Source organism: uncultured Paraglaciecola sp. (genome assembly GCF_937123705.1).
Classification (GTDB): domain Bacteria; phylum Pseudomonadota; class Gammaproteobacteria; order Enterobacterales; family Alteromonadaceae; genus Paraglaciecola.
The window spans coordinates 23533-38363 of sequence record NZ_CAKZKO010000046.1; the positions used below are offsets into that span (position 1 = coordinate 23533).

General features: G+C 41.3%; 14 protein-coding genes. 9 read left to right on the forward strand and 5 right to left on the reverse strand.

Features of this window, described 5'->3' with window-relative positions:
- The 5 genes from fliE to Q0688_RS07880 all read right to left on the reverse strand — a co-directional run bounded on the left by fliE (position 1) and on the right by Q0688_RS07880 (position 5781).
- Positions 1-327, reverse strand: coding sequence for a flagellar hook-basal body complex protein FliE (fliE, locus tag Q0688_RS07860; protein WP_299074802.1), 327 nt, complete (start codon positions 325-327; stop codon positions 1-3).
- A gap of 296 nt (positions 328-623) precedes the next feature.
- Positions 624-1976, reverse strand: coding sequence for a sigma-54 dependent transcriptional regulator (locus Q0688_RS07865; RefSeq protein WP_299074803.1), 1353 nt, complete (start codon positions 1974-1976; stop codon positions 624-626).
- A 3-nt stretch (positions 1977-1979) separates the two neighbouring features.
- Positions 1980-3176, reverse strand: coding sequence for an ATP-binding protein (locus tag Q0688_RS07870; RefSeq protein ID WP_299074804.1), 1197 nt, complete (start codon positions 3174-3176; stop codon positions 1980-1982).
- 169 nt (positions 3177-3345) lie between these two features.
- A complete protein-coding gene (locus Q0688_RS07875; protein ID WP_299074805.1) occupies positions 3346-4782 on the reverse strand; it encodes a sigma-54 dependent transcriptional regulator in 1437 nt (478 codons plus the stop codon).
- Positions 4783-4974: 192 nt separating this feature from the next.
- Positions 4975-5781 carry a flagellin gene (locus Q0688_RS07880; RefSeq protein ID WP_299074806.1) on the reverse strand — a complete coding sequence of 269 codons (807 nt, stop codon included), beginning with the start codon at positions 5779-5781 and terminating at the stop codon, positions 4975-4977.
- 282 nt (positions 5782-6063) lie between these two features.
- On the opposite strand from Q0688_RS07880, the gene rfbF reads away from it, so the two are divergent.
- From rfbF to Q0688_RS07925, 9 genes are all read left to right on the forward strand, one after another.
- Positions 6064-6840: a glucose-1-phosphate cytidylyltransferase gene (gene rfbF / locus Q0688_RS07885; protein WP_299074807.1), complete on the forward strand. Its 777-nt coding sequence runs from the start codon at positions 6064-6066 to the stop codon at positions 6838-6840.
- Complete coding sequence (rfbG, locus tag Q0688_RS07890; RefSeq protein WP_299074808.1) at positions 6837-7916, forward strand: CDP-glucose 4,6-dehydratase; 1080 nt, start codon at positions 6837-6839, stop codon at positions 7914-7916. Before rfbF ends, rfbG begins: the two co-directional genes overlap by 4 nt.
- On the forward strand, positions 7913-8464 hold the full coding sequence (rfbC, locus tag Q0688_RS07895) for a dTDP-4-dehydrorhamnose 3,5-epimerase (RefSeq protein ID WP_299074809.1): 552 nt from the start codon (positions 7913-7915) through the stop codon (positions 8462-8464). Before rfbG ends, rfbC begins: the two co-directional genes overlap by 4 nt.
- Entirely contained in the window at positions 8461-9687 is a 1227-nt protein-coding gene (locus tag Q0688_RS07900) for a class I SAM-dependent methyltransferase (protein WP_299074810.1), read from the forward strand. Before rfbC ends, Q0688_RS07900 begins: the two co-directional genes overlap by 4 nt.
- Positions 9684-10814, forward strand: a complete 1131-nt coding sequence (locus Q0688_RS07905; RefSeq protein WP_299074811.1) for a DegT/DnrJ/EryC1/StrS aminotransferase family protein — start codon at positions 9684-9686, stop codon at positions 10812-10814. The genes Q0688_RS07900 and Q0688_RS07905 overlap by 4 nt, the downstream gene beginning before the upstream one ends.
- Positions 10814-11530, forward strand: a complete 717-nt coding sequence (locus Q0688_RS07910; RefSeq protein WP_299074812.1) for a WbqC family protein — start codon at positions 10814-10816, stop codon at positions 11528-11530. Before Q0688_RS07905 ends, Q0688_RS07910 begins: the two co-directional genes overlap by 1 nt.
- The gene (locus Q0688_RS07915) at positions 11523-12302 is read left to right on the forward strand and encodes a cephalosporin hydroxylase family protein (RefSeq protein WP_299074813.1); all 780 of its coding nucleotides are present in this window, start codon (positions 11523-11525) and stop codon (positions 12300-12302) included. Before Q0688_RS07910 ends, Q0688_RS07915 begins: the two co-directional genes overlap by 8 nt.
- A 78-nt stretch (positions 12303-12380) precedes the next feature.
- Positions 12381-13700 (forward strand): NAD(P)/FAD-dependent oxidoreductase, encoded by a 1320-nt coding sequence (locus tag Q0688_RS07920; RefSeq protein ID WP_299074814.1) that lies wholly within the window; start codon positions 12381-12383, stop codon positions 13698-13700.
- Positions 13666-14802 carry a class I SAM-dependent methyltransferase gene (locus tag Q0688_RS07925; protein ID WP_299074815.1) on the forward strand — a complete coding sequence of 379 codons (1137 nt, stop codon included), beginning with the start codon at positions 13666-13668 and terminating at the stop codon, positions 14800-14802. The genes Q0688_RS07920 and Q0688_RS07925 overlap by 35 nt, the downstream gene beginning before the upstream one ends.
- Positions 14803-14831 lie beyond the last annotated feature (29 nt).

Below are 14831 nucleotides of genomic sequence, written 5' to 3' on the forward strand. Positions count from 1 at the left end.
CTAAACCGGCATATTCATGATTTGTTTGTAGGCGTCGAGTACTTTATTTCGTACTTGCACTGTCGCTTCGAAGGCGATCCCCGCTTTTTCTTTTGCGACCATCACATCCGCTAGGCTCAAGTTCTTATCACCCATCTCAAATGCCTTGGCCATGTCTTTAGCCTCGAGCTGCATACCATTTACAGTGCCAATAGCATTACTTAGCAATTCTGAGAAGTTTGCAGAGGAAGGGTTACTCTGAATAACATTGGGTTGACCCAAGCCCACTTTTGACTCAAGGGCCATGCCTTGCATTTCTTGATAAAGAGACTGTGCTTTGATATCCATAGGATGCTCCACGTGCAAAAGACGTATTTCGTCATTTGAATTAACTAACTACATCTATAGCAAGGTAAGTGCCAAATCATCAAACTTAAAAAAACAACAAATATCTATAATATTCAATAACTTAAATGTGATTCAGAAATACCATCATGCGTCATAATTTTGACATTTCTTCCAAACTAACCTTGGGGCAGCTGACCTTTAGTATTTGCTTAAGGCGATCACTCACCCCCAAAAACAAAAAACCACCTTGTTAGGTGGTTAAAATTCTATCTGTTATGCTGTTAACTTGGGGATAATTAAGCAGGCAGCTCAATCCCTACTTCACGCATTTTAGCAAGCTTGTAACGTAAGGTTCTGGGGCTAATCCCTAACCTTTCGGCCACATCTTTGCGGCGACCTTTACAACTTTGCAAGGTATCGAGAATAATTTGATGCTCTTGCTGACGCAATTCTGAGCCCAATTTACTGTTATCTTCTTCCACCATTTCAAGATCGATACGAGCGGTATCTGCCAAAGCGGATATGTCTTGCTCAATCATCAAATCTTGAGCATCAATTTGATTACCATCAGATAATATCAGCGCACGCTGGATCACGTTTTCTAGCTCTCGTACGTTACCCGGCCAATTGTGTTGTAATAACTTACTGCGACCTGATGCCGTCAACTTTGATATTTCACAATTTTGTTTTTGACAATGACGTTCAATTAAGTGCTCGGCCAAGGGAATGATATCTCCCCCTCTTTTATCAAGGGGCAACCAAGTAAGCGGGAATACATTGAGGCGATAATATAAATCCTCTCTAAACTCACCGGCGTCTACGGTTTGTTTTAAATTACGATTACTGGTGGCAATCACCCGAACATCCAACGCAATGGTTTTACGACCACCTAGTCGCTCAACTTCTTTCTCTTGTAAAACACGTAATAATTTCACTTGTAGGTTTAAGTCCATTTCACTGATTTCATCCAGTAAAATGGTGCCGCCTTGGGCCTGTTCAAATTTGCCCGGGCAAGCTTGTATCGCTCCAGTAAAGGCGCCTTTTTCATAACCAAACAATGTTGCTTCCAGCATATTTTCTGGAATAGCAGCACAATTGATAGCAACAAAAGGCTGTTGACTGCGATTGGATTGGTCGTGAATATACCGCGCTAACACTTCTTTACCCGAACCACTTGGTCCCAAAACCATTACAGTAGCTTCTGATCTCGCCACTTTTTTGGCTAAATCGAGTAATTGCAAACTGCTGGGATCATCAACCACTGGAGTGCAAGATTCTACTTTTTGGGCCGGAGCATAACGTCCAACCAAGTTAAGTAGCACTTCAGGGGCAAAAGGCTTGGATAAATAATCAGTTGCGCCGTCTCGCATCGCCTGCACCGCATCGTTTATGGTGGCGTAGGCAGTCATTAATAGTATCGCCAAATTGGGATGCTTATGTTTAATGTTTTTCAGCAAAGACAAGCCACTCATGCCGCCCATTTGAATATCGCTCACCACTAAGTCAACAGAGTGCTCAGACAGTTTTATCATGGCTTGCTCGCCACTGTCGGCTTCAATGACTTGGTAACCACCTAGCAAGAGGGTGTCGACTAAGGCTTCCCTTAAACCTGCATCATCTTCTACAATCAATACTTTTGCTTGACTCATTTCCTAGCTCCCCGCCGCATCGGCAAAATATTGTTGAGGCTGCGCTGTTTTGGTTGGCACATAACCTTGATGAACTAACTGATTAGCATCAACTGTTGGCAAACACAGCGTGAAGCAGGCACCACCATCGGCCAAATTGGCGACTTGAATATTGCCTTGATGAGATTGTGCAACGCTTCTTACCACGGCTAGGCCTAAACCGGTACCATTGCTTTTAGTTGTATAAAAGGGTTCGAAAATACGCTTCATTGCTTCGCTTTGAATACCAGGGCCATTATCTGTAACCGATATATTTACCCAACCTTGGTTATCACTTTCGCCACTGGCAGCAAGATGAATCACCGCTTGTTGAGGTTTTGCGGTTAACGCGTTATGAATAAGGTTTTGCAACGCCCCAGCTAAGGCGGTTTTATTCCCCATAATCACTACATCGGGATCGGGAACCGAAAGCACTAACTTTGCTTGTTGGCTCTGCACCATAGCATCTGCGCCTTGCTGTACTTCTTGCATTAGGCTTTTAAGAGATATTTTACTTATTACTTGCTGATCTCCACTTTTAGCGAACAACAACATATCATTCACTTGGCTCTCTAGGTCTCGCAATCGTGATACCAACTTGTCGCTGAACTTCTCTCGGGAGGCTTTGTTTAGTGTATTGTTAGACAAATTTGCCGCATAGAGCATAGCTGCAGACAAAGGAGTACGAATTTGGTGAGCTAACGAAGCGACCATCTTTCCTAATGACGATAACTTTTGTAAATGCCCAATACGTTGCTGTAATTGACGGGTCTCGGTTAAATCAGTTAATACGATAAGTTGACCAGGCTCTAGCTCTAAAGGTGTGATGGATAATTTTACTTTACGCCCATCATACAGTGACACTTCATGACCATCGTCCGCTTGTGGCTTAAAAGAACGGGCAATAATGGTACGCCAAAGCTGCCCCTCTAAGGGTTCACCTAGTAGTACTTTGGCCAAGTTATTCGACTGCTTGACTATACCTTTTCCATCAATCACCACCACGCCTGCGGGCATAACCTGAAGCAAATGCTGTAAACGGTTAGCCTGTAATCGCAAGGTGTTTAATTCTTCGTTGTTTGACGCAAAGGAGGCTTTATTTAAGGCGTCATGCCTCACGACTTCTTCCAACTCGGACAAAGTATGCTGCGATGTGTCAATTAAAAGATTGCTAGTACCCATAGATTCCTCACGTCAAAACTTAGACATAATAATTACAGGTTAGCTAAAGCACATGCCATGCCAAAAATAATTCACTTTATTATCAACAGGTTAGCTTGTTTTTTGTTGAAGAAGTACGACGTCAATGAAATGACACGCTGAGGTAATTCAATATTAATTGAGGGGAAAATTAGTCTTTACTAATGCTGTACTTACGCATTTTTTCAACCAAAGTAGTACGGCGCATACCAAGGGTCTCAGCGGCTCTGGCCACAACCCAGTCTTGGTGCTCTAAGGCTTGGGTAATCAAATTTACTTCTAACTCTGAGATATATTCCTTTAAATTGAGCCCTTGTGCTGGAAGTTCAGTGGACAAAGTATTATCAAGACGAGTGTCGTCATTAGCATCATCTTCATTATCAACACCACCGAACATCGCATTAATAGCCTCGCGCTCCAATAACTCTTCGGGATAGTCAGGCTCGTAGGCTGCCACATCTAGATGTTTATACTTACTGGGTAAATCACTCAAATCGATAAGTTGGTTAGGATACAAAATCATCAAACGCTCAACTAAATTCGACAATTCTCGTACGTTACCCGCCCAATTATGCTCCATAAGCGACGTTAATGCATTTTCTGTAAACTTAACTTGAGAATGATCTAACTCAAGCCTCGACAGCAGCTCTTGCAATAAAAGGGGAATATCTTCTTTTCGCTCCCTTAACGCTGGGCTATCGATTGGAAAAACATTTAATCGATAATACAAATCTTCTCTAAATTGCCCATCAGCAATCATGGTTTCTAAATCGCGATGCGTGGCGGCAATCACCCTAACATTACATTTAATTGGCTTAGTGCCACCGACTCTTTCATAGGTACGCTCTTGTAAAACCCGTAGTAATTTAACCTGCATTTGTAGCGGCATATCGCCAATTTCGTCGAGAAAAAGAGTGCCACCTTCAGCGAGTTCAAATCGCCCTTTGCGAGAGCCCACGGCACCTGTAAAGGCGCCTTTTTCATGACCAAAAAGCTCGCTTTCAAGTAATTCACCAGGGATAGCCCCGCAGTTAACCGGAATAAATATACTGTCGGTACGGTTTGACAAAAAATGTACATTACGAGCTATCACCTCTTTACCTGTGCCCGACTCGCCCAAAATCAGCACATTGGCTTCGGTGGGGGCCACTTGCTCGATTAAATGTCTTACACCTTGAATTTGTTCGCTTTTTCCAACCAAACTTCTAAAAAGACGGGTTTTATTGCTTACGCTCGTCTTAGTATTTGGGCGGCTGCGTTTATATTCTTGGCAGCGATGCAACATCTGCGTGAGTTCAGGATAGGTAATGGGCTCGTTAATGGCGCCCACAATATTGGTTTGCGGCTCAAAAGCCTGATAATTGCCAACCAATACAAAAGGGTGCTGAGGAAATTTTTCACTGATATCGCTAGCCAATTCGTGGCTTACCGCATCAATTAATACCGATTTAATATCAAGTTTTTCTTTAAGGGTTTCAACCGCTGAGGCAAATAACACACTAGTGCAAGACTCACCAAGAAAAGTCAGAATGGTACTCAGATTATTGGCCCGCGCAACGTCAGAACTAATAATCAAAATATTGCTCATTCCACTTCAACCCTCATAATGTTTTTATAATCCACTGTATTGTATGTGATTTTAACCATTCAAGATGGGATAGCAATACTATTTAAAGCATTTTTAAAGGGAGTATATTTTTCATACAAGAAAATACAATTTTTAGAAACACCCATAAAAAAAGAGCAGACAAGCTGCTCTTTCTTTGAATAAAACTAACTTTTACCCATTTAACAAAGACAAAACCTGCCCCTGCTGCTGATTTGCCATACCTTGTACCGCAAGGCTAGTTTGACTCAAAATGCCCGCAGCCGCATTTTCGGACGTGGCTTGAGCAAAGTCAGTATCTTGGATACGGCTTCTCGCTGCTGATACATTTACATCAGCTTGGGTTAGATTACGCGCCGCACTTTCAAATTGATTTTGGGTCGCTCCTAAATCAGCTCTAGCACCGCCCACAAACTCAGCCGCTTCATCGGCTATTGCCAAAGCATCCTCTGCTCCTTGCGCAGTGCTTAAATCTACATTAAGAATATCATCTAAACCCGCCGCTACGTCTTGGGTGGCCACGCCAATCTTTTGACCTGCGTTAGCGCCAACCTGAAAATCAATATTGCCATCACTAGACAATAACGACTTACCCGCAAATTCAGTTTGCTCAATAGTTTGCGAAATATTGTCTTGTAATTGCGTGACCTCCGCTTGAATAGCCTGACGATCAGAGTCGCTTAACAAACCATTACCCGACTGCACCGACAATTCACGAATACGGTTCACATCTTCAGTGATCCCCGACAAGCCACCTTCAGCTACTTGCGCCAAAGACACCCCGTCATAAGCATTAGAAATAGCCTGACGATTGCCCTCAACCTGAGTCGTCAAACGATCAATAATCTGTTGCGCCGCCGCACCATCAGCCGCGCTATTAATACGCTTGCCTGATGCAAGTTTTTCAAGAATAGATTCTTGCTTATTTTGAACTTGTTGTAACAACGATGCGTTTGAATTGTTGTTATTTACATTAATCATAGTTAACCTCCTGTATATCGGTAACCAGCCGATATAAACCTCATACGAGAGCTTAGCAAATAGTTGTTGATAAAGTAAGCGAACGAACAAATGAAAGGTATTTAACTGCATACCTATGTATGTGTGCCACCTTTAAAGTCGAGCCTGAACGCTAAAGGTCAATGGCCTCCTAAAGCATAGAATATACTTAAGAGAAACCTGAAAATGGTCGATAGTCAATATGCAGAGAAAGTACTGCTTTAGGGTTATTTCAGATTTAACAATATAAGTAAGGAGTGATAGGTGACTAAAGCAGTTATCCTAGCTGGCGGATTAGGGACGCGAATAAGCGAAGAGTCCCACCTAAGACCCAAGCCTATGATTGAAATCGGCGGTCGCCCTATATTGTGGCACATCATGAAAACATATTCACATCATGGCATTAACGATTTTATTATCTGCTGTGGTTACAAGGGGTATGTGATCAAAGAATATTTTGCCAACTATTTTTTACATATGTCTGATGTCACTTTCGATATGCAGCAAAATAGCATGGAGGTTCATTCTAACCATGCCGAACCATGGCGCGTCACCTTGATCGATACGGGCATGGAAACAGGTACGGGAGGCCGATTAAAAAGAATTGCTCCTTACCTTGACGATGATGAGGACTTTTGTTTTACCTATGGTGATGGTGTTACTGATTTAAACATTGCGCGAAGCATTGAATTCCACAAGAAATCTGGCACTTTAGCCACGGTCACTGCCATCCAACCACCAGGAAGATTTGGTGCATTAAATATCGAGGGGAACATGATCAACCACTTTCAAGAAAAGCCCCCAGGAGATGACTCTTGGGTCAATGGCGGCTATTTTGTGTTATCCAAAGGTGTATTAGATTATTTATCTGGAGATGCTTGCGTATGGGAACAAGAGCCTTTGCAACAGTTGGCGCAAAATAATCAACTGTCTTGCTACAAACATAGCGGCTTTTGGAGACCAATGGACACCTTAAGAGACAAAATCCAATTAGAAGACATGTTAAAGAATAACGCTGCACCTTGGGTAAAGTGGTCTTGAATCGCTTGTTTTGGCAGAATAAGAAAGTACTAATTACTGGTCATACCGGATTTAAAGGTGGCTGGCTATCACTCTGGCTGCAACATCTAGGCGCGCAAGTCACTGGATTTTCTTTAGCACCGCCCACCGAACCCAATTTATTTAACAAGGCGAGCATCGCCGAGAATATAAATAGCATTATTGGGGATATTCGCGATAGTGAACATTTATCTCGAGTGCTACAAAAATGCCAGCCCGACATCGTATTTCACCTTGCTGCACAGCCTTTAGTCCGTGAGTCATATCAAGATCCTGTCGGCACTTACACTACCAATGTTATAGGTTCCCTCAATGTACTGGAGGCTATTCGCCATTGTCACTCAGTACGTGCAGCGGTTATTGTGTCAACAGACAAATGTTATGAGAACCAAGAGTGGCATTGGGGATATCGTGAGAACGATCCTGTGGGTGGCCATGATCCTTACAGCAGCAGCAAAGCCTGTATGGAGATATTATTAGCCTCTTACCGTAAGTCTTATTTTCAAGCCGCTGACCCATCTCTACCGGCTATCGCTTCGGCCAGAGCGGGCAATGTGATTGGTGGTGGTGATTGGGCCAAAGATAGATTGATACCTGATACATTACAGGCCATTTCGCACCAGCAACCTATTTATCTGCGCTACCCCAATGCCATTCGCCCTTGGCAGCATGTTTTAGAGCCTTTATCGGGTTATTTGTTATTGGCGGAAAAACTCTATAACGACGGTCATGCTTATGCCCAGAGTTGGAACTTTGGCCCGCCAGCCAGCAGCGCCAAATCCGTCAAATGGCTAGTCGACTATTTACTGCAACAGACCGAGTCCAAAATTGAGCTTATAATTGATAAAGAGTCCGCGCCCCATGAAGCTCACTTTCTTAAATTAGATTTTAGTAAGGCAAATGAGCAATTAGATTGGCAGCCCAGATGGGATCTGGCTACCGCATTAGATAAAGTCATTGACTGGTCAATGCCGGGAAAACACAGCGCATTGAGCATGCAAACCCTTTGTATTCAGCAGATTGATGAATATTCTGATAGCAAGACGTTAACCTTGTGAATATCTGTGATACGCCATTACAAGGGTTAAAAATTGTGGATACAAAACGCAATATAGATAGCCGTGGCAGTTTTTCACGGTGGTTTTGTGGCGATGCGTTGTCTGCCATTTTAGAAGGTAAAAATATCGCCCAAATCAATAGCTCTAAAAACACACACAGTGGCACCATACGCGGATTACATTTTCAACATCCTCCCGCAATGGAAACCAAATTAGTACGCTGTATACAAGGTAAAGTTTTTGATGTGGCTGTCGATATACGCAAGGAGTCTAGTACATTTTTACAATGGTTTGGTATCGAGTTGTCAGCTGAAAATTCCCGTATGATGTTTATTCCACAGGGCTTTGCCCATGGTTTTCAGGTGTTAGCAGAACATTCTGAGTTGCTTTATTTGCATAGCGAGTTTTATTCACCTGAATGTGAAGATGGCATTAAATTCGATGATCCAAAGCTTAATATAAATTGGCCGCTATCTTGCACCGATATATCGCCGCGAGATAAAGCACACTCTTTTATTACCAACGACTTTGAAGGTCTTATATTGTGAAATGTCGTCACTGTCATCATGCTTTGCAGCACCGCTTTGTTGATTTAGGCTTCGCACCGCCGTCTAATGCTTATCTAACGACTGAAGATTTGGACAAACCCGAAGTGTATCTACCGCTTCAAGTCTATGTATGTGACCAATGCTGGCTGGTACAAACCCAAGATTACATTCAACCTGAAAAATTATTTCAACCTGAATATGCCTATTTTTCCTCAGTTTCTAAGAGTTGGTTGCAGCACGCACAGCGATACGCAGACATGATTATAGCGAGGGAAAAACTTTCCAAAGACAACTTAGTCATTGAAATCGCCGCCAATGATGGGTATTTGCTCAAAAATTTTGTCGAAAGGGATATTCCATGCTTAGGTATTGAGCCTGCTCTGGCCACTGCAGAAAAAGCAACAGCAGTAGGTATTCCTGTTATTACTGAGTTTTTCACTCAAGCCCTTGCTCAAAAGCTTGCCGCTGAGCAACAAATGGCCGATTTAATCATTGGTAATAACGTCTTGGCTCACGTTCCCGATATTAGTGATTTTGTTGCAGGCTTAAAAATATTGCTCAAGCCCACAGGCTCGATAACCATGGAGTTTCCACACTTGTTGGAACTGATTAATAATAATCAGTTTGACACTATTTACCACGAGCATTTTTCTTATTTATCGCTAACGGCCGTGATCCGTATTTTTGACCAAGCAGCTCTAAAAATAGTTGATGTTGAACAACTGCCTACCCATGGTGGTAGTTTGCGTATTTACGCTTGTCATAAAGGGGAGTCACGCCAAGCACAACCCACCATTAAGAAACTGTTACATTTGGAAGTTGAGCAAGGCTTACAACAGCTAGGTACCTATTTAGCCTTTCAATCTAGGGTAGATAAAATTAAGGATGATCTTCTAATGTTTTTAATTGAACAGAAACGTCTGAATAAAAAGGTGATTGGTTATGGCGCTGCTGCAAAAGGTAACACACTGTTAAACTATGCAGGCATCAAACCCGACCTATTACCAGTTATTTGCGATGCAGCCCCATCCAAACAAAACATGTTTATGCCAGGTAGTCATATCCCAATTGCCTCACCGGTTTGTCTTGAGCAGCAGCAACCTGATTTTATTTTAATACTACCTTGGAATATAAAAGCAGAGGTATCTTCATTTTGTAAAAACACACTGCCTACCTCTGCCGAATTTGTCACCGCGATCCCCACAATAAATAGATTCTCATGAGCAAAATTCATTACACCAAACCATCAATTCATGACCTGGAAGTAAAATACGCAACCGACGCTGCAAAAAATGGCTGGGGCGAAAACTGTTATCAATATATCCTTCGCTTTGAGGAGCAATTCAAAAAGTATCTAGGCGTTAGATATGCTATCGCGACTTCAAGTTGTACTGGAGCCTTACATATGGGACTCTCGGCTTTAGGAATACAACAAGGAGATGAAGTCATACTGGCAGATATTAACTGGATAGCAACAGTTGCTCCCATTACTTACCTCGGAGCAAAACCAGTTTTAGTCGATATAGATCCCAACAATTGGTGTATAGATCCAGCAAAAGTAATTGAAGTTATCACCGCAAACACCAAAGCCATTATCGCTACTCATATATACGGTAACCTTTGTGCAATGGGAGAGTTGCAGGCTATTAGCGAACAGTATGGTATCCCTATAATAGAAGATGCCGCTGAAGCCGTTGGCTCAGAATACCAATCCATCAAGGCCGGCTCATTGGGCACTTTTGGCGTGTTTTCATTCCACGGCACTAAAACAGTGACCACAGGTGAAGGAGGCATGTTTGTGACCAATGACGCAAAAGTCTATGAGAAAGTTCTCACTCTGAGCAATCATGGCCGGGCTACAAATCAAGAAAAACAATTCTGGCCAAGTATGATCGGCTTTAAGTATAAAATGTCGAACATACAAGCAGCTATTGGTTGTGCACAAGTGGAAAGAATTGAAGAATTGGTCGCTAAAAAAAGAGCTGTTTTCTATTACTACGAAAATAAATTAAGCCATATCAAAGAGATAAGCATGAATGAGCAATCAGCTCTGACAAAATGCTCGTACTGGATGCCAACAATTGTGTTTGCAGAACAACTAAATATCGACCGTGATAAGTTATTAACTTGTTTTTCCCAACAAAATATTGATGCACGTTTATTTTTTTGGCCACTAAGCCAATTAGATATGTTTGAGGACAAGCCAGATAACGTTAATGCGTACAGTATTTCTAAACGCTCAATCAACCTACCAAGCTACCACGACATTACCGAGCCGGAAATGGATCGCGTCTGCCTAATAATTTCTTCTTTTCTGAAAAATTCAAAAGATGTGATGGCTGTACGCTAATGAATATTGTGATTTCACAACCGATGTTTTTTCCTTGGATTGGTATGTTTGAGCAAATAAAACTCGCCGATATCTTTGTTCATTATGATGACGTGCAATTTTCTAAAGGCAGTTTTAGTAATCGTGTACAAATAAAATCACCTGGAGGGTTATGTTGGTTAACAGTCCCACTACGAAAATTCAAATTGGGTACCCCAATTAATGAAATCCTGATAAATGACGATAAGAACTGGAGAGAAAAGCATATTGCAACACTGACAAGGTGCTATAAAAACTCAGTATTTGTCGAGGATATGCTGGACATTGTGACCGATGTTTATTCACAACCATACGAACATTTAAAAGACTTGTGTCTATTATCAACCGCTAAAGTTTGTCAATATTTGAACCTTAACCCCGACCTTTTACAAATGAATTCAAGTGACATGGGTATTGGCGGCACGTCTTCAAAACGCGTTTTGAACACTGTAAAAAAATTAAAGGGTCAACAATATATTACCGGTCTAGGTGCTAAAAACTATTTAGCCCATCAGGATTTTGAGGCCTCAGGAATTGATGTCATGTACATGAATTATAAAAAAAATGAATATTCTCAACTTCACGGAGCATTCACTCCTTATGTCAGTATTTTAGACGCGATTGCTAACGTAGGGCCACAGAGCCAACAACTGATCAATTCAAATACCATTTTTTGGAAGGAGTTTATTGATGGATGAAATTAAAAAGTTTTTCCAGAATGTCACGAACAATATAGAAACCATGTCACAAGACACGGAATTAGCTGACGTCACATCCAAATGGATTAACGGAATAATACCCCATCAATATACCCATAATTTCACTTGGCTGGGTCGCCCTATTATTCAGTTCCCGCAAGACATTCAAGCAATGCAAGAGGTGATATGGAAAGTTCGACCAGATTTAATTATTGAAACAGGTATTGCTCATGGTGGTTCATTAATATTCAGTGCATCAATGCTGGCCATGCTTGAATATTGTGACGCAGTAGAAAACGGAACAGTGTTAGATCCTAAACAGCCAAAGCGTAAGGTCTTAGGTATAGATATTGATATTCGAGAGCACAACAAATCAGCAATTAATGCTCATCCGATGGCCAATAGAATTGAGTTAATGCAGGGCTCATCAACGGATGCCAACATTGTTGATGCAGTTTATACCTTTGCCAAAAGCTTTCAGAAGGTACTGGTTATTCTTGATTCAAACCATACCCATGAACATGTTTTAAATGAATTAAAAGCCTATGCTCCGCTGGTCTCAACCGGCAGTTACTGCATTGTTTTCGACACAGCAATTGAAGATGTTGGGGATTCTGAATTCGCCGATCGACCATGGGGTAAGGGTAACAATCCCAAAACAGCGGTTTGGGAATATCTCAAATCAAACAACGCATTTGAGATCGACAGCGAAATTGAAAATAAACTACTTATTACTGTTGCTCCCGATGGATATCTAAAGCGCAAAATCTAAATAACTAACTAGCATTACAAACACCCTATGTGTTTAATATACAATCGACATATCCTGTCCCAATAAGAGGAGATAATCATGAAGAAAATAGCTGTTGTAGGTGCATCAATAGGTGGACTAGTAGCAGCGGTAAATCTTCGGAATATGGGGTTTGATGTCACCATTTTTGAAAAAGGCAAATCCATAGGAGGGCTTTTTTCACAAGTCGACACGCCATTTGGGCATTGCGAACTCGGTATGCACGTTCTTTACGTAACCGAAGAGCAAAGACGCTTATTAGTTAAGATATTTGGCGATATATTTATTGTCAAATATGGTTACGAATTAGATATTGGCGCCCACTATAATAATGGCATACTCAATACTGACAGTATTTACCCTGATATCAGCCACTTAGCTACCAAAGATTTGATCTATTCTCAGATAATAAGCAAGCTCCCCAAAAAAAAGTGCACTAGCGCGGCCGACGAATTTACCCGCCGCTTTGGCAGTGAAGCCGCCAACACTATTTACAGCCCTATTCTTGAAAAGTTATGGAATATTGATAGTCGCAAATTAACAGCACAGTCCATTCATTGCTATTACGATCTTAGACGTATTATTGTGGCCGATAAAGGAGCATCGGACGACCTAAAAAAAGATCCGTACATGGATGCAATCATTGGCAACCCAATACAGTCAGAGCCTGCCGGCAAGGTTTATGGTGATAGATGCGCGTTATTCTTTAAAAAAGATACTAAGGGTATTTCGGAAGTCGCAATCAGTAACCTTTCAAAAATAGGCATCAACACTGAGCTTACTAGCAATGTTAATTTGCATAATGACACATTACTGCTAGATGACGTCCCTATCAGTAATAGTTTTGATGCCTGTATTTTGGCATCACCTTTAAATGCATTAGATAAGACGCTGGCAAACTCATTAACCTGTAACGAGTTATCTATTTTCTACTTTAAAATAGCTAACTCGATCTCGAATACATTGCCTAGTTATTACGTTCTTTGTCATTCTCCTGATTTAATATCCTCTAGGATCGTCAACTACAAAGCATATAACTTCGAAAAAAATGAAAAACTAAACCATATCATCGCAATAGAAGTGCTGCATACGGTAGGTAAGCGTCCTAATCATAGCGATATCAAAAATGAACTTAACCAAGTATTACCGGGTATAAAAGTAGAAGACGTTTATCTATTCCCCCATAGCCTGAAAATTGTTAGCCCGACACTTAAGAACGCAAATATTCTCGATACCAAAACAACGGCTTTGCAGACAAAATTTAAAGGAGGCCCTCTGTTCTTTGTTGGCATGCGGACAGACAAAGGCGTATTTTTTTCACATCAAACTATTGGAGCAGCATGTGATGCCGCATTGGAATGTTCAAAACGATTATCTTGAAATTACTGAGATGCCGTTTTATTGGCGATTAAACACAACTGCCGAGGCTTTCCAAAATATCGCCACACGGTTGCCAGTAACACTAAAAGTCAATTCACAATTTGATTACCTAGAACTGGATTGGCAAGAAAAGGATTGGGCGCATGTAGAAAGAGCCTACATGCAAGATGCCAACATAGGTTTCATTAATCCAGAATCTGGGCAAATGGACACTTATGGCTCAAGTGTTAACAACTTTTTTCTGAATATAATCAATAGTATCAAGCCAAAAAAAATTTTTGAAATTGGTTGTGGTGCTGGCTTTAGTATCAAGTATTTGGCCGAAAACGGTTGGCAGGTCGTAGGGGTGGATCCATCAGAATATTCTTATCACTGGAGTCAAAAGTTGGGGTTCGAACTACTGAATACTTTTTTTGACAGCGAAACATTCGACACCGAAGTCGATTTCATTTATTGCAATGACGTTTTTGAACACATTAGAGATGTGCACACTTTTGCTAAAAATGTGTTTAAAGCACTAAATGCAGGCGGCACATTCTGTTTCTCTACCACAAACTCAACAGAATCCATAGCCATCGGCGATATTTCAATGATTGAGCATCAACATGTCAATATGTTTACCGAAAGATCCATTTACAGCATACTAATTTCGGCCGGATTCGGAAACATTAATATCGGTAAAAGCTCCTACGGCAACACCTTCCATGTCACCGCGCAAAAAGCAACCACTAAACGCCAGCACGAGATACCAGCAATGAGTTGCGATGGTTACTTTTCCAGAGCAGCATCCAAAATACAGGCATTTGCAGACTTTTATGCAAGAGTGCAAGGTCATTGTAATTTCTATGTCCCCTTGCGTTGTATACCTTATCTTGCAACAGTGGGTGATTTTGGTAAGCATAACATTTACGATTCCAATACCAGCTGGCATGGAAAATATATCGATGGCTATGCATTACCTATTAGCTTGTTAAGTGAAAAGAACAAAAAGTGTAACGAGCATTACTTCATCGGCTCGATGACATTCTTTGATGAAATTAAAAAGTCGTTAATATCAAAAGGTATTTCCCCGTATTTAATCCAAGGCGTTAAGGATCTTTAATGAAATACTCCTATCAAATTTCTTTTTCA

Bases quoted from the DNA above. Each gene is read 5' to 3' on its own strand.
- Q0688_RS07880 (WP_299074806.1), bottom strand. From the start codon at position 5,781: ATGATTAATGTAAATAACAACAATTCAAACGCATCGTTGTTACAACAA.
- fliE (WP_299074802.1), bottom strand. From the start codon at position 327: ATGGATATCAAAGCACAGTCTCTTTATCAAGAAATGCAAGGCATGGCC.
- Q0688_RS07910 (WP_299074812.1), top strand. From the start codon at position 10,814: ATGAATATTGTGATTTCACAACCGATGTTTTTTCCTTGGATTGGTATG.
- Q0688_RS07920 (WP_299074814.1), top strand. From the start codon at position 12,381: ATGAAGAAAATAGCTGTTGTAGGTGCATCAATAGGTGGACTAGTAGCA.
- Q0688_RS07905 (WP_299074811.1), top strand. From the start codon at position 9,684: ATGAGCAAAATTCATTACACCAAACCATCAATTCATGACCTGGAAGTA.
- Q0688_RS07865 (WP_299074803.1), bottom strand. From the start codon at position 1,976: ATGAGTCAAGCAAAAGTATTGATTGTAGAAGATGATGCAGGTTTAAGG.
- Q0688_RS07915 (WP_299074813.1), top strand. From the start codon at position 11,523: ATGGATGAAATTAAAAAGTTTTTCCAGAATGTCACGAACAATATAGAA.
- Q0688_RS07875 (WP_299074805.1), bottom strand. From the start codon at position 4,782: ATGAGCAATATTTTGATTATTAGTTCTGACGTTGCGCGGGCCAATAAT.
- Q0688_RS07870 (WP_299074804.1), bottom strand. From the start codon at position 3,176: ATGGGTACTAGCAATCTTTTAATTGACACATCGCAGCATACTTTGTCC.
- Q0688_RS07925 (WP_299074815.1), top strand. From the start codon at position 13,666: ATGCCGCATTGGAATGTTCAAAACGATTATCTTGAAATTACTGAGATG.